This is a genomic window from Pseudomonas sp. PI1 (assembly GCF_000812405.1).
In the GTDB taxonomy this organism is placed as follows: domain Bacteria; phylum Pseudomonadota; class Gammaproteobacteria; order Pseudomonadales; family Pseudomonadaceae; genus Pseudomonas; species Pseudomonas citronellolis.
This window is the reverse complement of record NZ_JWMC01000098.1, coordinates 154,065-172,671: the sequence shown is the minus strand read 5'-3', so window position 1 is coordinate 172,671 and position 18,607 is coordinate 154,065. Positions and strand designations below refer to the sequence as shown.

18 protein-coding genes are annotated in these 18,607 nt (G+C 68.2%); 11 read left to right on the top strand and 7 right to left on the bottom strand.

Features of this window, described 5'->3' with window-relative positions:
- Position 1 precedes the first annotated feature (1 nt).
- From RN02_RS28915 to RN02_RS28905, 3 genes are read left to right on the top strand one after another with little or no spacing between them, the layout of a single operon-like run.
- Positions 2-1,237: a c-type cytochrome gene (locus RN02_RS28915; protein ID WP_043318689.1), complete on the top strand. Its 1,236-nt coding sequence runs from the start codon at positions 2-4 to the stop codon at positions 1,235-1,237.
- 1 nt (position 1,238) lies between these two features.
- Positions 1,239-2,207, top strand: a complete 969-nt coding sequence (locus RN02_RS28910; RefSeq protein WP_043318688.1) for an XdhC family protein — start codon at positions 1,239-1,241, stop codon at positions 2,205-2,207.
- Positions 2,204-2,809, top strand: coding sequence for a nucleotidyltransferase family protein (locus tag RN02_RS28905; RefSeq protein WP_043318687.1), 606 nt, complete (start codon positions 2,204-2,206; stop codon positions 2,807-2,809). The genes RN02_RS28910 and RN02_RS28905 overlap by 4 nt, the downstream gene beginning before the upstream one ends.
- Positions 2,810-3,558: 749 nt before the next feature.
- Here the strand turns inward: RN02_RS28905 and RN02_RS28900 are convergent.
- The 3 genes from RN02_RS28900 to RN02_RS28890 all read right to left on the bottom strand — a co-directional run bounded on the left by RN02_RS28900 (position 3,559) and on the right by RN02_RS28890 (position 5,433).
- Positions 3,559-3,969: a type II toxin-antitoxin system VapC family toxin gene (locus RN02_RS28900; RefSeq protein WP_043318686.1), complete on the bottom strand. Its 411-nt coding sequence runs from the start codon at positions 3,967-3,969 to the stop codon at positions 3,559-3,561.
- Entirely contained in the window at positions 3,966-4,226 is a 261-nt protein-coding gene (locus RN02_RS28895) for an antitoxin (protein WP_009613156.1), read from the bottom strand. Before RN02_RS28895 ends, RN02_RS28900 begins: the two co-directional genes overlap by 4 nt.
- Before the next feature lie 82 nt (positions 4,227-4,308).
- The gene (locus tag RN02_RS28890; protein ID WP_043318862.1) at positions 4,309-5,433 is read right to left on the bottom strand and encodes a methyltransferase; all 1,125 of its coding nucleotides are present in this window, start codon (positions 5,431-5,433) and stop codon (positions 4,309-4,311) included.
- Positions 5,434-5,561: 128 nt separating this feature from the next.
- Here RN02_RS28890 and RN02_RS28885 point away from each other — a divergent pair, with 128 nt between their 5' ends.
- Positions 5,562-6,338 carry a ferredoxin--NADP reductase gene (locus RN02_RS28885; RefSeq protein ID WP_043318679.1) on the top strand — a complete coding sequence of 259 codons (777 nt, stop codon included), beginning with the start codon at positions 5,562-5,564 and terminating at the stop codon, positions 6,336-6,338.
- A gap of 188 nt (positions 6,339-6,526) precedes the next feature.
- Complete coding sequence (locus tag RN02_RS28880) at positions 6,527-8,080, top strand: TerC family protein (protein WP_043318677.1); 1,554 nt, start codon at positions 6,527-6,529, stop codon at positions 8,078-8,080.
- Between the two features lie 17 nt (positions 8,081-8,097).
- Here the strand turns inward: RN02_RS28880 and mscL are convergent, their stop codons facing one another.
- Entirely contained in the window at positions 8,098-8,511 is a 414-nt protein-coding gene (mscL, locus tag RN02_RS28875; RefSeq protein ID WP_043318675.1) for a large-conductance mechanosensitive channel protein MscL, read from the bottom strand.
- Positions 8,512-8,701: 190 nt separating this feature from the next.
- Between mscL and RN02_RS28870 the strand changes: the two genes are divergently transcribed.
- The 3 genes from RN02_RS28870 (at position 8,702) to radA (ending at position 10,733) form a co-directional block, all read left to right on the top strand.
- On the top strand, positions 8,702-8,944 hold the full coding sequence (locus tag RN02_RS28870; protein ID WP_009613144.1) for a YdcH family protein: 243 nt from the start codon (positions 8,702-8,704) through the stop codon (positions 8,942-8,944).
- Positions 8,945-9,021: 77 nt separating this feature from the next.
- The gene (locus tag RN02_RS28865) at positions 9,022-9,264 is read left to right on the top strand and encodes a hypothetical protein (RefSeq protein WP_043268874.1); all 243 of its coding nucleotides are present in this window, start codon (positions 9,022-9,024) and stop codon (positions 9,262-9,264) included.
- A gap of 95 nt (positions 9,265-9,359) precedes the next feature.
- Entirely contained in the window at positions 9,360-10,733 is a 1,374-nt protein-coding gene (gene radA / locus RN02_RS28860; RefSeq protein ID WP_009613141.1) for a DNA repair protein RadA, read from the top strand.
- 555 nt (positions 10,734-11,288) lie between these two features.
- On the opposite strand, the gene RN02_RS28855 is transcribed toward radA, so the two are convergent.
- The gene (locus tag RN02_RS28855; RefSeq protein ID WP_009613140.1) at positions 11,289-11,660 is read right to left on the bottom strand and encodes a PilZ domain-containing protein; all 372 of its coding nucleotides are present in this window, start codon (positions 11,658-11,660) and stop codon (positions 11,289-11,291) included.
- Between the two features lie 418 nt (positions 11,661-12,078).
- Between RN02_RS28855 and RN02_RS28850 the strand changes: the two genes are divergently transcribed.
- From RN02_RS28850 to yjiA, 3 genes are all read left to right on the top strand, one after another.
- The gene (locus RN02_RS28850; RefSeq protein WP_009613139.1) at positions 12,079-14,145 is read left to right on the top strand and encodes a carbon starvation CstA family protein; all 2,067 of its coding nucleotides are present in this window, start codon (positions 12,079-12,081) and stop codon (positions 14,143-14,145) included.
- 15 nt (positions 14,146-14,160) lie between these two features.
- A complete protein-coding gene (locus tag RN02_RS28845) occupies positions 14,161-14,364 on the top strand; it encodes a YbdD/YjiX family protein (RefSeq protein ID WP_009613138.1) in 204 nt (67 codons plus the stop codon).
- 75 nt (positions 14,365-14,439) lie between these two features.
- The gene (gene yjiA, locus RN02_RS28840) at positions 14,440-15,420 is read left to right on the top strand and encodes a GTPase (protein WP_043318673.1); all 981 of its coding nucleotides are present in this window, start codon (positions 14,440-14,442) and stop codon (positions 15,418-15,420) included.
- A 323-nt stretch (positions 15,421-15,743) separates the two neighbouring features.
- Here yjiA and RN02_RS28835 read toward each other — a convergent pair whose 3' ends face one another.
- Entirely contained in the window at positions 15,744-17,231 is a 1,488-nt protein-coding gene (locus RN02_RS28835) for an APC family permease (RefSeq protein ID WP_043318671.1), read from the bottom strand.
- 350 nt (positions 17,232-17,581) lie between these two features.
- On the bottom strand, positions 17,582-18,328 hold the full coding sequence (locus RN02_RS28830; protein WP_043318668.1) for a cache domain-containing protein: 747 nt from the start codon (positions 18,326-18,328) through the stop codon (positions 17,582-17,584).
- Positions 18,329-18,607: the final 279 nt, after the last annotated feature.

Genomic DNA, 18,607 nt, shown 5'->3' with positions numbered 1-18,607 from the left:
CATGGCGCGATTGCTAACCGGCCTGCTGCTGAGCGCGGGCCTGGTCGCCGGCGCCCAGGCCGCCGACGCCGACCTGGTCAAGCGCGGCGAATACCTGGCCCGCGCCGCCGACTGCACGGCCTGCCACACCGCGGCGGGCGGCGCGCCCTTCGCCGGCGGCCTGCCGATCGCCTCGCCGTTCGGCACCATCTACGGCAGCAACATCACCCCGGACAAGGACTACGGCATCGGCAACTACAGCGCCGACGACTTCTTCGCCGCCCTCACCGAGGGCAAGCGCAAGGACGGCGCCAACCTCTACCCGGCGATGCCCTACACCTCGTACCACCTGATCAGGCGCGAGGATTCCGACGCCATCCACGCCTACCTGATGACCGTCGAGCCGGTGCACCGCGCCGCGCCCGAGACCGCGCTGAGCTTCCCGTTCAACGTGCGCGCGGGGCTCTCGGGCTGGAACCTGCTGTACGGCAAGAGCGTCCAGCTGCAGAGCGCCGAGGGCAGGAGCGAGCCCTGGCAGCGCGGCCAGTACCTGGTGGAAGTGCTCGGCCACTGCGGCGAATGCCACACCCCGCGCAACGCCATCGGCGCGCTGCAGCAGGACAAGCGCCTGTCCGGCGCCCTGCTCAACGGCTACCTGGCGCCCAGCCTGCTGCCCGAGGACCTGGCCGCGCGCGGCTGGAATCACGCCGATCTGTCGGCCTTCCTGGAGCACGGCATGAGCGCCCAGGGCAGCATGTTCAACGAGATGTTCCCGGTGCTGCACCACAGCACCCAGCACCTGGACAGCGCCGACCTGCAGGCCATGGCCAGCTACCTGCTGGGCGACCAGCCGCCGGCGGCCAAGGTGGTGCAGGCGGTGGCTTATCCACAACTGTCCGCCAGCGCCAAGCGCGGCCGCCAGCAGTACCTCAACGTCTGCGCCGGCTGCCATGGCACCGAAGGCGAGGGCAAGCCGCACATCGCCGTGGCCATGCAGGGCAACACCACCCTGCGCCTGGCCGACTCGCGCAACCTGCTGCGGGTGATCGTCGACGGCATCGGCGAACAGCAGTTCGGCGGCTTCGAACGCATGCAGCCGATGCCCGGCTTCGCGGATAAACTGGATGACGCGCAACTCACCGATCTGCTCAACTACCTGCGTCAAAGCTGGGGCGGCCTGCCCGGCGACCTCGACGCCAAGGCGGTTGCGCAACTGAAGTCCGATGGTGTGCCGGTCCATGCCGGCAAGGCGATGTGAAGTGCAACATCTCGATCTGCAAGTGATCCGCCAGGCGCTGCGCTGGTCCCGGGAGGGCCAGCGTGTCTGGCTCTGCACCGTGCTCTTCACCTACGGCTCGGCGCCGCGCGCGCCGGGCTCGCTGCTGGCGGTGAACCAGGGCGGGCAGTGGGTGGGCTCGCTGTCCGGCGGCTGCGTCGAGGATGACTTCCTCGAGCGCGTGGCCGCCGGGGAGTTCGCCGAGCCGGTGAAGGTGGTGCGCTACGGCGAAGGCGACGAGCGCAGCAACATCCGCCTGCCCTGCGGCGGCATCCTCGACGTGCTGGTGGAAAACCTGGCGCCGGACTGCGAAGTCCAGGCGCACCTGCGCGAACTGGAAGCGGCGCTGCTCGGCCAGCGTCGCCTGCTGCGCCGGGTGGACCTGGCCAGCGGCGCGCGCAGCCTGAACGACGACCACAGCCAGGGCCCGCGCGTGGAGCGCGACGCAGGTTCGGTGCAGCTGCGCGTCGGCGCGGCCCAGCGCCTGCTGCTGGCCGGCTATTCCAGCGTGGCCCATGCCTGCGCCGAGTTCGGCAAGGGCCTGGGCTTTGAAGTGATCCTCTGCGATCCGCGCGAGGAAGCGCTGGATGGCGTGGAGCTGGACGGCATCGAGGTGCGCCGCGAACTGCCGTCGATCTTCATCGCCAACGGCGGCTGCCACGCCGATACCGCGGTGGTGGCGCTGACCCACGATCCGAAGATCGACGACCTGGCGATGCTCGAAGCGGTGCGCACCGAAGCCTTCTACATCGGCGTGATGGGCTCGCGCACCACCTCGGCCAGGCGCCTGGAGCGCCTGGAGCGCGTCGGCGGCCTGGGCGAGGCGGAGCTGGCGCGCATCCACGCGCCCATCGGCCTCAACCTGGGCAGCAAGACCCCGGCGGAAATCGCCCTGGCGGTGCTCGCCGACATCCTCCGCACCCGCAGCGGCATCGGGCGCGAAAGCCTGTGACGACCGTCGCGCTGCTGCTGGCGGCCGGCTTCGCCCGGCGCTTCGGCGCCGACAAGCGCCAGGCGCGCCTGGCCGATGGCCGTGGTTTGCTGGCGGCTAGCCTGGCCAATGCCTGCGAGGCGTTCGACGAGGTCTGCGTGGTGCTGCGCCCGGAGGATGATCCGCTAGCGCTCGGCGTGCCTGTGGATATCTCCATCGTGCGCTGCGCGGAGGCGGAATCCGGCCTGGGCCACAGCCTCGCCGCCGGCGTCGCCGCGCTGGCCGACAACCCGGCCACCAGCGTGGCGATCCTGCTCGCCGACATGCCCTGGATAGCCCCGCAAACCCTGCGCCTGCTGGCGTCGCACGCCAGCGAACAGCGTATCGTCTTCCCCCTGCACCAAGGCCAACGTGGCCACCCGGTCCTCTTCGGCCGAGCCTTCTGGCCAGAACTCCGCGCCCTGCAAGGCGACGAAGGCGCCCGCACGGTGCTGCAAGCCCACCGCGAAGCCTGGCAACCCATCGACGTGAACGACCCCGGCGTCCTGCGCGACGTAGATACCCCCGCGTCCCTAACACCCGGCTCGCTCCTACAAGGGAATGGCGCGGGTGGGGCCGCGTAGGAGCGGATCTCATCCGCGAACCGCGCCGATACGTCCGGCTATCGCGGACAAGGTCCGCTTGTATGGCGTTAGGGTAGGAACCTGTCGGGGGTGGAGGGACAAGACCCGCTCCTACGGGGGAGGCATACCGTGCTCCCCGGCAACTTGTAGGAGCGGGCCCTGCCCGCGAATCGCGCGCAGGGCGCGCTCCTACAGGGGAATGGCGCAGCTGGGGCAGCGTAGCGGATCTCATCCGCGATCCGCGCCGATACCTCCGGCTATCGCGGACAAGGTCCGCTCCTACGGGGGAGGCATACCGTGCCTCCCGGTAACTTGTAGGAGCGGGCCCTGCCCGCGATTCGCGCGCAGGGCGCGCTCCTACAGGGGCGTGGCGCGGCTGGGGCGGCGTAGGAGCGGATCTCATCCGCGAACCGCGCCGATACGTCCGGCTATCGCGGACAAGGTCCGCTCCTACGGGGGAGGCATACCGTGCTCCCCGGCAACTTGTAGCGGGCCCTGCCCGCGATTCGCGCGCAGGGCGCGCTCCTACAGGGGCGTGGCGCGGCTGGGGCAGCGTAGGAGATCTCATCCGCGATCCGCGCCGATACCTCCGGCTATCGCGGACAAGGTCCGCTCCTACGGGGGAGGAATACCGTGCCTCCCGGTAACTTGTAGGAGCGGGCCCTGCCCGCGATTCGCGCGCAGGGCGCGCTCCTACAGGGATGCGGCGCGGTTGGGGCCGCGTAGCAGCGGACTCCGTCCGCGATGCCCTACTCGGCCGCCCAGTCTTCCAGGCGTAGCCCGTCGATGCGTTCGAACTCGCGGGTGTTGTGCGTCACCAGGGTCGCCTCCAGCGCCAGGGCGTGGCAGGCGATCCACAGGTCGTTGGCGCCGATCGGCGTGCCGGCCAGCTTTAGGCGGGTGAACTGCGTCGCGTAGTGCTCGCACAGGCGCGGAGTGCCGTCGTAGACCACCGGCACCTGGCGCGTCAGGCGCTCCAGCTGGCGCAGAACCTCGCTGCGCCGGGTGCTGCGTTCGGCGCACTTGAGCAGCTCGGCGTAGGTGAAGAAGGACATGCACAGGCCGGCGTCGGCGGGCAGGGCGTTGACCCGTCGGGCCACGGATTCCGGGCGGTTCTTCAGCAGGTAGATGAGGATGTTGGTGTCGAGCAGGTATTTCACAGCTCTTCCCGCTCCTGCATCGGCGGCTGTTCGCGCTGCCCTTCTTCCAGTGCTTCGATGAACTCGTCGTCGAAGCCGGACAGCGCCTGCAGCAACGCCTCGCCGCGGTCTTCGGGCAGCGGGTGGATGACCAGGTCGCCATTGGCCTGGCGGCGGATTTCCACGCGGCTGGCGTCCAGGCGGAACTCCTGGGGAATGCGCACCGCCTGGCTGTTGCCGTTCATGAAGACGCGGCTGGGGAGTGTGGGCGAAGACATGGCAAGGGCCTCCACAGATATGTGTGTACAGCTGTGTGTGTATCCTGCGCCGCCGCCCTGCGGAAGGCAATGACCGTCGGTCCTACTTGCTCGCCTTGAGCACCACGAACTTCGGGTTCGCCGCCACCTGCTCGACGCCGCGGAACAGGCGCTTGAGCTTGGCGTGGTAGCCCAGGTGGCGGTTGCCGACTATCCACAGCTGGCCGCCGCTGACCAGCGCGTGGCGGGCCTGCTGGAACATGCGCCAGGCGAGGAAGTCGCCGACCACCTGCTGCTGGTGGAAGGGCGGGTTGCACAGCACCACGTCCAGCGAGTCCGCCGGCTGCCCGGCCAGGCCGTCGGCGGCGCGGAATTCCGCCTCGCGTTCGCCCAGGGCGGCGCGCCAGTTCTCCCGGGCCGACTGCACGGCCATGAAGGACTCGTCCACCAGGCTGTAGTGGGCCTCCGGGTTGGCCAGGGCGCTGGCGATGGCGAGCACGCCGTTGCCGCAGCCCAGGTCCGCCACCCGCGCCCGGCCCAGGCCGCGCGGCAGGTGTGGGAGGAAGGCGCGGGTGCCGATGTCCAGGCCTTCGCGGCAGAACACGTTGGCATGGTTGAGCAGTTCCAGCTTCGGCTCGTCCAGCGTGTAGCGGCTGGGGTAGGGCGAGGCGACCGGAGCTTTATCCACAGGCGTGGCGAACAGCAGGCGGGCCTTCTTTTCGGCCAGCGAGGCCTGCACCGGGCCGATGTATTTTTCCAGCAGGTCGCCGGCGGCGCGCGGCAGGTGCTTGACCATGGCCCCGGCGATCACCCGCGCGCCCGGCGCCAGGCGGCCGTGCAGGCGGATCAGCTGTTCCTCCAGCAGGGCCAGGGTCTTGGGTACCCGCAGCAGCACCAGGTCGAAGGGGCCCGCCGGGGTTTCGCTGGCCGGGACGAAGGCCACCGCGTCCTCCGCCAGGCCGTTGCGCGCCAGGTTCTTGCCCAGGCCCAGGGCGGCGAGGAAGGAGTCGCCGCTGCTGGTCACCTGCGCGTGCCCGGCCAGGCCCGCGGCCAGGGCGCCGAAGGCGTCGTTGAGCACCAGCACCCGGCAATCCCCGGTCAGGCCGTCGGCGGCCACCTGGCGCAGCAGGGATTCGTCGGCGGCATCGAAGGCCTGCAGCGGGTCGTTGCGTTGCTCCGGCTGGCGGATCAGGTCGAGTTCGGCGAAGGGCGTGTGGAAGGTCGGCATGGGCATCGCTTTTTCGTTGCGCCAGGTCAGGCCGGCCGCGGTTTGCGGCAAAGGCCCTGATATCTGACGGTGTTTCTCGCTCTTGCGATGGGAGAAACTGTAGGCAGAGATTGGATCGGGAGCGGAGTATGACCGCCAGCGAAGAGAAGTTCACCCGTCAGACGCTGCTCGACGTGCAGACGCTGACCCCCAGCCTGTTCACCCTGCGCACCACGCGCGACGCGGGCTTTCGCTTCCGCGCCGGGCAGTTCGCCCGCCTGGGCGTGTACAAGCCCAGCGGCAGCATCGTCTGGCGCGCCTATTCGATGGTCTCGGCGCCCCACGACGAGCACCTGGAGTTCTTCTCCATCGTGGTGCCGGGCGGGGAGTTCACCAGCGAGCTGAGCCGCCTGCGCGAGGGCGACCGGTTGCTGGTCGACCGCCAGGCCTTCGGCTTCCTCACCCTCGACCGCTTCCCCGACGGCCGCGACCTCTGGCTGCTGGCCACCGGTACCGGGCTTGCGCCCTTCCTGTCGATCCTCCAGGACTTCGAGGTGTGGGAGCGCTTCGAGACCATCAAGCTGGTGTACAGCGCCCGCGAGGAAAAGGAGCTGGCCTACCGCGAGCTGATCGCCGGCCTGGCCGGGCGCGACTACCTGGCCGAGCACGCGCACAAGCTGCAGTTCATCCCGGTGGTGACCCGCGAGCAGGTGCCCGGCTGCCTGGGCGCGCGCATCACCACGCTGATCGAGAACGGCGAGCTGGAGCGCGCCGCCGGCCTTGAGCTGTCCCCCGAGCATTCGCGGGTGATGCTCTGCGGCAACCCGCAGATGATCGAGGACACCCGCGCGGTGCTGAAGACCCGCGGCATGAACCTGGCGCTGACGCGCAAGCCCGGGCAGATCGCCGTGGAGAACTACTGGTAGGCAAGATTTGGAAAAGATTGCCCGCTTAAGCCGCGGGCGTCTTTGCCCTTAGGATGGCCGTCCATCCATAGCCCCTGGAACCCCATGGACTGCCACACGAGCGAGCCGCCCCCGGCGGCCGACGACCCCCTCGGTAATACCTTCCCCCACACCCTCGCCGCGCCCCAGCGCGCGCCCCGGAGCTGACCATGGAGTGGCTCCTGGACCCTACGGCCTGGCTCGGCCTGCTCACCCTGATCCTGCTGGAGCTGGTGCTGGGCATCGACAACCTGGTGTTCATCGCCATCCTCGCCGACAAGCTGCCGCCGCAGCTGCGCGACCGCGCCCGGCTGATCGGCCTGTCGCTGGCGCTGCTGATGCGCCTGGGCCTGCTGGCCAGCATCTCCTGGCTGGTGACCCTCACCGAACCGCTGTTCGAGGTGTTCGGCAAGGCCTTCTCCGGGCGTGACCTGATCATGCTGTTCGGTGGCCTGTTCCTGCTGTTCAAGGCCACCCTGGAACTGCACGAGCGCCTGGAAGGCCGCGTGCACAAGGCTGGCGGCCCGCGCGTCTACGCCGCGTTCTGGCCGGTGGTGGCGCAGATCGTGGTGCTCGACGCGGTGTTCTCCCTGGACGCGGTGATCACCGCCGTGGGCATGGTCGAGCAACTGGAAGTGATGATGATCGCGGTGGTCTTCTCCATGGCCCTGATGATGGTCGCCAGCAAGCCGCTGACCGCCTTCGTCAACGCCCACCCCACGGTGATCATGCTGTGCCTGGGCTTCCTCATGATGATCGGCTTCAGCCTCACCGCCGAAGGCCTGGGCTTCCACATCCCGAAGGGCTACCTGTACGCCGCCATCGGCTTCTCGATCCTCATCGAGCTGGCCAACCAGGCGGTGCGCTGGCGCCGCCGGCGCAGCCTGCAGGGCAGCCGCGGCCCGCGCGAGCGCACGCGCTACGCGGTGCTGCGCCTGCTGGGCGGCAAGGTGGAGGCCGATGAGGTGGGCGAGGAAATCGCCGACATGCTGGGCGAGGAGCCGGCCGACGCGCCCTTCGACCGCCGCGAGCGGGTGCTCATCAGCGGCGTGCTGGAGCTGGCCGAGCGCTCCATCCGCTCGGTGATGACCGAACGCACCGAGGTGCACCGCATCGACCTGGATGCCGACGCCGGGCAGACCCGCCAGGTGCTGCTGGATTCGCCCTACTCGCGCCTGCTGGTGATCCGTGCCGGCCAGGTCGACGAGCCGCTGGGCTACGTGCACAAGAAGGAACTGCTCAAGGCCATCCTCGCCGGCCGCCAGCCGGACATCGAGCCGCTGCTGCGGGCGCCGCTGAACCTGCCGGACAGCTGCAGCGTGCTCGGCGCCCTGGAGCAGATGCGCCAGGCCTCGACCCACGTGGCCTTCGTGGTCAACGAATTCGGCGGCTTCGAGGGCCTGCTGACGCTGACCGACATCCTCCAGGCGATCGCCGGCGAACTGCCGGACGCCAGCGAGATGACCGGCCCGGACATCGAGAAGGGCGGCGATGGCTGGCGCGTGCGCGGCGCCACCACCCTGGCGCTGCTGGCCGAGCGCATCGGCTTCCGCGGCCAGGCGCCGGAGGATTGCCGCACCCTGGGCGGCCTGGCGTTGCACCTGCTGGACCGCCTGCCAGCGGCCGGTGACGAACTGGAGCACCGCGGCTGGCGCCTGCGGGTGCTGGAGGTGAAGGAACGGCGCGTCGAGCGCCTGCTGCTGCAGCCGCCGCGCGCCGCCTGACGGCGCGCGGGGCCGGTTCAGCTGCGGTTCTGCTGGTTCTTCAGCAGGTCGCGGATCTCGGTCAGCAGCACTTCCTGGGGCGTCGGCGCCGGCGGTGCCTCGGGGGCGGCGGCCTCTTCGCGCTTGAGCCGGTTGATGGCCTTCACGCCCATGAAGATGGCGAAGGCGACGATCAGGAAGTCCAGGCAGGTCTGGATGAACTTGCCGTAGGCCAGCACCACCGCCGGGACGTCGCCCTGGGCGGCCTTGAGGGTGATGGCCAGGTCGGAGAAGTCGACCCCGCCGATCAGCAGGCCGATCGGCGGCATGATCACGTCGCCGACGAAGGACGAGACGATCTTGCCGAAGGCGGCGCCGATGATGATACCGACGGCCATGTCGACCACGTTGCCTTTGACGGCAAAGGCCTTGAACTCGCTAAGCAGACTCATGCACAGACTCCTTGTAGGGATAGAGGGGACAGGGGGGAGTTTAGCGGCCGCGCCGGTGTTGAACACTCCCCCGAGCCGGCATGGACAGCCGCCAGCGCAAAAGTTCCGGCATGACCGGCGGCGCTGGGCGAAATTCGGTGGTGGTCTAGGCTGAAGGGAATCATCCACCCACGCAGTAAGGAGGACCGCCATGCCGCTGGAGCACCATCCCCTGGCCCGTGAGTTTCCCGATCAGCGCGCCAAGATCGCCAAGCTTATCGGCGAGAACAGCCATTTCACCCGCCTGGCCGGCACCTACGAGGAGCTGGACCGGCGCATCTACGACATCGAGGACGGCCGCGAGCCGCTGGATGACCTGGCCCTGAACAACCTCAAGCTGCAGCGCGTCGCCCTGAAGGACGAGATCGCCGAGCTGCTGCAGCGTTCAAGCTGAGCTTGATCGATATCAAGGGAGCTCGCCGAGGTCGGGCGTAGTCTTCGGACAACTTTTTCTACTGCTGGTGATCAGCCATGCGTAAAGAGCAGCGTCCCCTCGGCAAGACCCTCCGCAAGCAGGCCAAGACCTCGTTCGACCCGCACCGGGCCCAGGAGCGTCTGGTACGTCTGAAACTGCAGTACGAATTGCTGGACCAGCGCATCAGCCGGGTGGAGGAGGGCATCGAGCGTCCGGACGGCACCCTGGCCGCGCTGATCATGCGCCGCGAAGGCCTGCGCTACGACATGGAGAGCCAGTACCGCCTGCTGGCGGGCTGATCCTTCGGCCGTATCCGTCGGCCACTGTCGCAGCGGGCTGAAGCGCCAGGCGCGAACCGCTATGATGCGGGCTTTGTCTTCGACGGAGTCCGCCCATGGCCAAGGCCAAGCGCATGTACGGCTGCACCGAGTGCGGCGCCACCTTCCCCAAATGGGCCGGCCAGTGCGCCGACTGCGGCGCCTGGAACACCCTGGTGGAGACCGTCGTCGACACCACGCCCACCGGCGGCTCCGGCAGTTCCGGACGCGGCGGCTGGGCCGGGCAGCAGGCCAACATCAAGACCCTGGCGGAAGTCAGCGTCGAGGAGATGCCGCGCTTCAGCACCGCCTCCAACGAACTCGACCGCGTCCTCGGCGGCGGCCTGGTGGACGGCTCCGTGGTGCTCATCGGCGGCGACCCCGGCATCGGCAAGTCGACCATCCTCCTGCAGACCCTGTGCAGCATCGCCAACCGCATGCCGGCGCTCTACGTCACCGGCGAAGAGTCGCAGCAGCAGGTGGCCATGCGCGCGCGGCGCCTGGGCCTGCCGGAAGACAAGCTCAAGGTCATGACCGAGACCTGCATCGAGAGCATCATCGCCACTGCTCGCCACGAGCAGCCCAAGGTGATGGTGATCGACTCCATCCAGACCATCTTCACCGAGCAGCTGCAATCGGCCCCCGGCGGCGTCGCCCAGGTGCGCGAGAGCGCCGCGTTGCTGGTGCGCTTCGCCAAGCAGAGCGGCACGGCGATCTTCCTGGTCGGCCACGTCACCAAGGAAGGCGCCCTGGCCGGCCCGCGGGTGCTGGAGCACATGGTCGACACCGTGCTGTATTTCGAGGGCGAGTCCGACGGCCGCCTGCGCCTGCTGCGGGCGGTGAAGAACCGCTTCGGCGCGGTCAACGAACTGGGCGTGTTCGCCATGACCGACCGCGGCCTGAAGGAGGTCTCCAACCCCTCGGCGATCTTCCTCACCCGCGCCCAGGAGTCGGTGCCCGGCAGCGTGGTCATGGCCACCTGGGAGGGCTCGCGGCCGATGCTGGTGGAGGTGCAGGCGCTGGTCGACACCAGTCACCTGGCCAACCCGCGGCGCGTCACCCTGGGCCTGGACCAGAACCGCCTGGCCATGCTGCTGGCGGTGCTGCACCGCCATGGCGGCATCCCCACCTACGACCAGGACGTGTTCCTCAACGTGGTGGGCGGGGTGAAGGTGCTGGAAACCGCGTCGGACCTGGCGCTGATGGCGGCGGTGATGTCCAGCCTGCGCAACCGGCCGCTGGATCATCAGTTGCTGGTGTTCGGCGAGGTCGGCCTGTCCGGCGAGGTGCGTCCGGTGCCCAGCGGCCAGGAACGCCTGAAGGAAGCCGCCAAGCACGGCTTCAAGCGCGCCATCGTGCCCCAGGGCAACGCCCCCAAGGAGGCCCCGCCGGGGCTGCAGGTGATCCCGGTGACGCGCCTGGAGCAGGCGCTGGATGCGTTGTTCGAATAGCGCGCACCGTGCCCGCCCATACGGTAGGAGCGGGCCCTGCCCGCGATTCGCGCGCAGGGCGCGCTCCTACATGGAATGGCGCGGGTGGGGCAGCGTAGGAGCGGATCTCATCCGCGAATCGCGCCGATAGTTCCGGCTATCGCGGACAAGGTCCGCTCCTACGGGGGAGGAATGCCGTGCTCCCCGGCAACCTTGTAGGAGCGGGCCCTGCCCGCGATTCGCGAGCAGGGCGCGCTCCTACAGGGGAATGGCGCAGGTGGGGCGGCGTAGGAGATCTCATACGCGAATCGCGCCGGTGGTTCCGGCTATCGCGGACAAGGTCCGCTCCTACGGGGAAACTCCGTGCCTTACCGCAAACTGTAGGAGCGGGCCCTGCCCGCGATTTCGCGCGCAGGGCGCGCTCCTACAGGGGAATGGCGTGGGTGGGGCGGCGCAGGGCGGATAACGTTCGACGTTATCCGCCGGTTAACCGTGATTCCCGGCAGCCCCGAGGCTGACCTGGGCGCGGGCCATACCCTGGGTCAAACGGCGTACAACCGCGAACGGTTGTACGCCCTACGCCTGTTCCCCCAGCGCCGTCAGCTCGCGCTCCAGCAGGCTCGCGTCGCCCAGGTTGAGTTCCACCAGGCGGCGCAGGTGGCTGATGGAGTCCAGGTCGATGTGCCGGCAGATGAAGCCCAGCAGGCCCTCGCGTTCCCAGGCCAGGTCCGCCTCCATGTAGATGTTGGCGTCGAAGCCCAGGTAGATGCGCACCTCGAAGGGCTTGCCCGGGTCGCCGTTCCAGCCCGGCGGGCGGGTCACCAGCAGGCCCTGCAGCGACAGGTCTTGCAATTCGGCCTTCCAGCGCTGGCCGTCCTGGGCGACCTCGGTGCTGGCGTCGAAGGCGATGCGGCTGAAGCGCCGTCGTTCAGCGTGATCGTCACTCATGGGTGGGCTCTCCGGCCGATTTGCGTTCGCCTCACTATAGCCAAGCCCCTGTCGCCCGTCGCATCGCCGGCCGGCGGTTTGACAGCCGTCCGGGCGTCGCCAAAGCTGCTAGGGCGGTTCCCCATCAAACCAGGGCGGAGCGGAGCATGGACAACAAGATTCCGGGAAAGGGGCTTATCCTCGGAGTTCTGGCGCGTTACGCCAAGCAACCCGCCTGAGCTTCCCAGCCCGCGCCGGCCCGCGCGCAAACCCTCGACGCAGAGCGGTTTGCGCGGCGCGGGCCGCGACACCAGACCGCCCCTTTTCAGGCGGCAATATCGTTGCAACGGCTCTAGACTAAGGTCGTATGAATGACTCGCCGGAAAGGACTAGAATTTTTCCTGCGAATTCTCGCCCTTCAACAGTCGGAAGCATCGCCATGAACAATAACAACAGCCTGCTACGTCACCTCGCCTGGGCGATCGTGGCGATAGTCGGAGCATGTGCCTTAGGAGTCGTGGCGCTTCGCCGCGGCGAAGCCATCAATGCCCTGTGGATCGTGGTAGCGGCGGTCGCCATCTACCTGGTCGCCTACCGCTACTACAGCCTGTTCATCGCCGAGAAGGTGATGCAACTGGACCCCAACCGAGCCACCCCCGCGGTGCTCAACAACGACGGCCTGGACTACGTCCCGACCAACAAGCACATCCTCTTCGGTCACCACTTCGCCGCCATCGCCGGCGCCGGCCCGCTGGTGGGCCCGGTGCTCGCCGCGCAGATGGGTTACCTGCCCGGCACCCTCTGGCTGATCGCCGGGGTGGTCCTGGCCGGCGCGGTGCAGGACTTCATGATCCTGTTCATCTCCAGCCGCCGCAACGGGCGCTCGCTGGGTGAACTGGTGCGCGAGGAAATGGGGCAGGTGGCGGGGACCATCGCCCTGTTCGGCGCGTTCCTGATCATGATCATCATCCTCGCGGTGCTCGCCCTGATCGTGGTGAAAGCCCTGGCGGAAAGCCCCTGGGGCATGTTCACGGTGATGGCCACCATCCCGATCGCAATCCTCATGGGCGTGTACATGCGCTACATCCGCCCGGGCCGCATCGGCGAGATCTCGGTGGTCGGCGTGGCCCTGCTGCTGGGCTCCATCTGGCTCGGCGGGCAGGTCGCGGCCAGCCCCGAATGGGCGCCGGTGTTCACCTTCCACGGCGTGCAGATCGTCTGGATGCTGATCGGCTACGGCGCCATCGCCTCGGTGCTGCCGGTGTGGCTGCTGCTGGCCCCGCGCGACTATCTGTCGACCTTCCTGAAGATCGGCACCATCGTCGCCCTGGCCATCGGCATCCTGATCGTCATGCCGGAGCTGAAGATGCCGGCCCTGACGCAGTTCACCGACGGCACCGGCCCGGTGTGGAAGGGCAGCCTGTTCCCCTTCCTGTTCATCACCATCGCCTGTGGCGCCGTGTCCGGCTTCCACGCGCTGATCTCCTCGGGCACCACGCCCAAGCTGCTCAACCGCGAGCCCGACGCCCGCTACATCGGCTACGGCGGAATGCTGATGGAGTCCTTCGTGGCGATCATGGCCATGGTCGCCGCCTCGGTGATCGAGCCGGGCATCTACTTCGCCATGAACAGCCCGCCGGCGGTGGTCGGCACTGACGTCGCCGCGGTGGCCGCGACTGTCAGCGGCTGGGGCTTCGCCATCACCCCGGAAATACTCACCCAGACTGCCAAGGACATCGGCGAGACCACCATCCTGGCCCGCGCCGGCGGCGCCCCGACCCTGGCCGTGGGCATCGCCCACATCCTCCACCAGGTGCTGCCGGGCGAGAACACCATGGCCTTCTGGTACCACTTCGCGATCCTCTTCGAGGCGCTGTTCATCCTCACCGCGGTGGACGCCGGCACCCGCGCCGGGCGCTTCATGCTGCAGGACCTGCTGGGCAACTTCGTCCCGTCGCTGAAGAAGACCGACTCCTGGGGCGCCAACATCGTCGGCACCGGCGGCTGCGTGGCGCTGTGGGGCTGGCTGCTGTACCAGGGCGTGGTCGACCCGCTGGGCGGCATCAACACCCTATGGCCGCTGTTCGGCATCTCCAACCAGATGCTCGCCGGCATCGCCCTGATGCTCGCCACCGTGGTGCTGATCAAGATGAAGCGCCAGCAGTACGTGTGGGTCACCGCGCTGCCGGCGGCCTGGCTGCTGATCTGCACCAGCGCCGCGGGCCTGATCAAGATCTTCGACGGCAACCCGGCGGTGGGCTTCGTCGCCCTGGCGCAGAAGTACGGCGCCGCGCTGGACGCCGGCCAGGTCCTGGCCCCGGCCAAGGACCTCGCCCAGGTCAAGACGGTGATGCTCAACGCCTACATCAACGCCGGCCTCACCGTGCTGTTCCTGCTGGTGGTGTTCAGCGTGCTGGTGTACTCCATCAAGGTCGGCGCCAAGGCCTGGACCAAGAAGGAGCGCACCGACAAGGAAGCGCCGTTCCAGCCCATTCCCGAGGCCTGAGGCAGGAGGTGACACGTGTTCAATGACCTCAGCCGCATGGGCAAGTACCTCGGGCAGGCCGCCAGGATGCTGGTGGGCATGCCCGACTACGACACCTATGTCGAGCACATGCGCAACAAGCACCCGGACAAGCCGGTGATGAGCTACAAGGAGTTCTTCCGCGAACGCCAGGAGGCACGCTACGGCGGCGGCAAGGGGCGACCGATCCGTTGCTGCTGAAGCCGCGGATGGGTGTATAAACGGACGGGCCGCCAGCGAGCGGCCCGTTTTCATTTTCCTGCCCGGATGGTTCCCATGAGTGATTCCGTAGTGCCCGCGCAGATTCCGGTGACCGTGCTCACCGGCTTCCTCGGCGCCGGCAAGACCACCCTGTTGCGCCACATCCTGCAGGCCGAGCACGGCCTGAAGATCGCGGTGATCGAGAACGAATTCAGCGACGCCCCCATCGACGGCCAGCTGCTGGGCGATGCCCCGGCGCAGGTCATGACGCTGTCCAACGGCTGCGTCTGCTGCACCATCAACAACGACCTGGAGCGTTCGCTGTACCTGCTGCTGGAGCAGCGCGACAGCGGCGAGATCGCCTTCGACCGCCTGGTGATCGAATGCACGGGCCTGGCCGACCCGGCGCCGGTGGCGCAGACCTTCTTCGTCGACGAGACGCTGCGCGAGCGCTACCTGCTCGACGGCATCATCACCCTGGTGGACGCCGCCAACGCCGACCGCCACCTGCAGGAAGCCATCGCCCAGGCCCAGGTCGGCTTCGGCGACCGCATCCTGGTGAGCAAGCGCGACCTGGTCAGCGCCGAGCAGTACCAGGCCCTGGCCGAACGCCTGCAGCGCATCAACCGCCGCGCCGAGCTGCACCCGGTGGACCACGGCCGCATCGAGCTGGAACGCCTGCTCGACGTGCGCGGCTTCAACCTCAACGCCGACCTCGGCCTGCGCCCGCTGCAGCCGCTGCGCCCGGTGGCGGCCAGCGACGACCGCATCCGCACCCTGGTGCTGCGCAGCGACAAGCCGCTGAACATCGAGCGCCTGAGCGAGTTCATGGACGACCTGCTGCAATGGCACGGCAACTCGCTGCTGCGCTACAAGGGCGTGCTGAACATACAGGGCGAGGAACGCCGCCTGGTGTTCCAGGGCGTGCTGCGGCTGTACGGCTTCGACTGGGACACGCCCTGGGGCGATGACGCGCGCGAGAGCGTGATCGTGTTCATCGGCGACAACCTGCCGGAGGAGCAGATCCGCCAGGGGTTCGAGGCGATCGTTGGTTGAGGTGCGGCAGTTGCTTTTGTAGGAGCGAGCTTGCTCGCGAACAGAGTTTCCCGGGCATGCCGGTGCCGGGCATGAGAGCGCCCTCTCCCTAACCCTCGGCTGCGCGCCCCGCCCTGAAGGGAGAGGGGACCGTTCGGTGTGCTCGGGTGTTCTGGCGTTAGCCGGAAACTCCGCTGTTTCAGGAGTACACGGGACTACCCGTCGGCACGGACAAGCCCCCTCTCCCTTCAGGGAGAGGGCTGGGGAGAGGGGCTCTTCAGCTCCTAACCCCGCTCAAAAAGAAACGCCCGGCATTCACCGGGCGTTCTTCTTCAGGCCAGGCCTCAATGCCGGGCCAGCTTCCAGGCGTCCCCAGCCGGCGCAGTGCCCTTGTCGTAGGGCTTGAACACCGTCATGTACACCAGCCCCACGGCGATCACGATGCTGCCCACCAGGATGATCCCGTAGTTGATGTACCAGGGCGCGTCCGGCGTGCGCGGCCAGGACATGTTGACGATCGCCAGCAGGCCGTAGACCTGGGCGGCGATGTTCACCGGCCAGCCCCACTTGCCCAGGGTGAAGGCGCCGCTGGGCTTCCAGCCGCGCAGGCGGGCGAACAGGGCGGCGCCGACGATCATCTGGAAGGCCAGGTAGATGCCGATGGCGGCGAAGCTGACCACGGTGCCGATGGCGTTCTGCAGGTAGAAGCCGATGCACACGATGATCGCCGGGATCACCCCGCACACCACCAGGGCCGCGGTGGGCACGTGGGTGTTGGGCGACAGGCGCTGCAGCAGGCGGCTGCCCATGACCATCTCGTCGCGGGCGTAGGAGTACAGCAGGCGGCTGGCGGCGGCCTGCAGGCTGAGCACGCAGGACACGAACGACACCAGGATCACCAGCATCACCAGGCGCGCGCCGAGCGGGCCGAAGGCGCCGTCGAAGATGGTGCTCATCGGGTCCTTGTCGGCGCCGGAGATCACCGCGCCTATGTCCGGCACCGCGAGGATCAGCGCCAGGGCGGCGAACATCGAGGCGCCGCCGCCGATCCAGATGGTCATGCGCATGGCCTTGGGAATGCGCCGGCTGGGGTTCGGGGTTTCCTCGGCGACGTCGCCGCAGGCCTCGAAGCCGTAGTAGAGGAACATGCCGGCCAGGGAGGCGGTGAGGAACGCCGGCCAGTAGGCGCCGTCGATGCGGATGTCGAAGGTGTCGAACAGCACCGAGATCGGCTGGTGGCGTTCGAAGATCAGCAGGTAGCCGCCGATGACGATGGCGCCGATCAGCTCGCAGAGGAAGCCGAACATGGCCACCCGCGCCAGCAGCCTGGTGCCGCTGAGGTTGAGCAGCGTGGCGACCAGCGTCAGGCCCAGGCCGATCAGGGTGTTGGTCGCCGGGTCGGCCTCGAAGCCGAGCAGCGTGGCGACGTAGGGGCCGGCGCCCAGGGCCACCGCGGCGATGGTCACGCACAGCGACACCGAGTAGATCCAGCCGACCATCCACGCCCAGCGCTTGCCCACCAGGCGTCGGGCCCAGGGGTACACGCCGCCGGAGATCGGGAACTGCGAAACCACCTCGCAGAAGATCAGGCACACCAGCATCTGCCCCAGGCCCACCAGCAGGTACGACCAGAACATCGGCGGCCCGCCGGCGGCCAGGCACAGGCCGAAGATGCTGTACACGCCGACCACCGGCGAAAGATAGGTGAAGCCCAGGGCGAAGTTCTGCCACAGGCTCATGCTGCGTTCGAAGTTGGAGGAATAGCCCAGCGCACGGAGCTGTTCCGCGTCGCGGTCGACCGGGGCGATGCCGGGTTGGATCGGACTGTTCATCGTTATTGTTCCTGTATGGCTATGCACGTCGGCATTGAACAGATGGATCGGGACTGGGAGCCCGCTGCCCACGGCGTGTGGCGGCAGCGGTGAAAACCGGGGCGGCCGGGCTTGGGTAACAGCGGCGGCCGCCTGCGTGGAGCAAGCACAGCCTATGCCATATTACATATGATTTAAAATGTTTTAGTGGGCGCTCTGCGCTGGAGGGTGGGAAGGCTGGAGCTAGAGCGGCGGGCTCTTGCGCGCAACGGCCCGGGCGACGGGGCCGCCAGGGCCGTTCAGCGCCCCGGCGGGGGACGAAAATAGGGCGGAGTAACGCCGCATTGCTCCCTTCGGGAGCACTGGCGGGCTCAGGCTGCGCGGTGGCGCTTCTCCGGCAGTTGCACCAGGGTCCAGTGGGCAGACTGCTCGGCCAGGTTGGCGCGCTGGCAGCGGGTATCGCTGGCCAGCCCCCCCAGGCTGGCTATCTCGCCGGCGATGAAGTTGGCGGTGTTGGCCGCCACCACCCGGCCTTCGCCGCTGAGGATCAGCGCCTCGTGCTCCAGGCGCATGAGCTTGGCGGTGACCACCCGCTCGAAGCGGTTCAGCGCGATGTCCGCGGCGGCCACGCCGAGGAAGCGCCCCTCCAACAGCAGCGGGCGGGAGAAGGTGAGGATGTACATGTCCTGGCCGTAGAGGTCGACGTAGGGACCGACCACGCTGCTGCGCCCGCTGTCGCGCGGGATGGCGAACCAGGGCATGGCGCAGTAGTCGTAGAAGTTCTCGCTGCGCCGGTTGAAGTTCAGGCTCAGCGGCACGGTGCGCCCGCCGGCGCCCAGCTGGCGCCACTCCAGGTACATCTCCTTGTCGCGCAGCACGCCCGGCTGCAGCACCACGCCACAGCCCTGCAGGCAGGCGCCGGGCTGCGTCAGGCAGCCTTCGATCAGCGGCCGCAGGCTGGCCAGGTCGGCGGAATCCACGGGCCTGCCGTCGGCCTCGCGCCAGATGCTGTCGATGGCGTTGGCCAGGGTGTCGATCTGGGCAAAGATGTTACTGATCGACACGTCGATGCGCTGGGCGCACTCGTCCAACGGGGTTTCACACACTGCGCTCGCCATGGCCTGGAGTCTCTTGTTCTAAGGGAAAGCGGACCTCCGGCGGATAAAAATCCTAAATCAGAGGTTTGCACGGGAAAAACAGGGCAAGGGTTGTGCCAATCGGCTCCGAATCCACCTGTAGGAGCGCGCCCTGCGCGCGAATCGCGGGCAGGGCCCGCTCCTACAGGTGTACGCAGTCGACTTCCACGTAGGGTGGGTTGAGCTGTGAATGCTGCCTTGGCGATGGGTATCGCTTCGCTCAACACCATCCTACGAAAGACGCCGCCAGCCGATGATGTG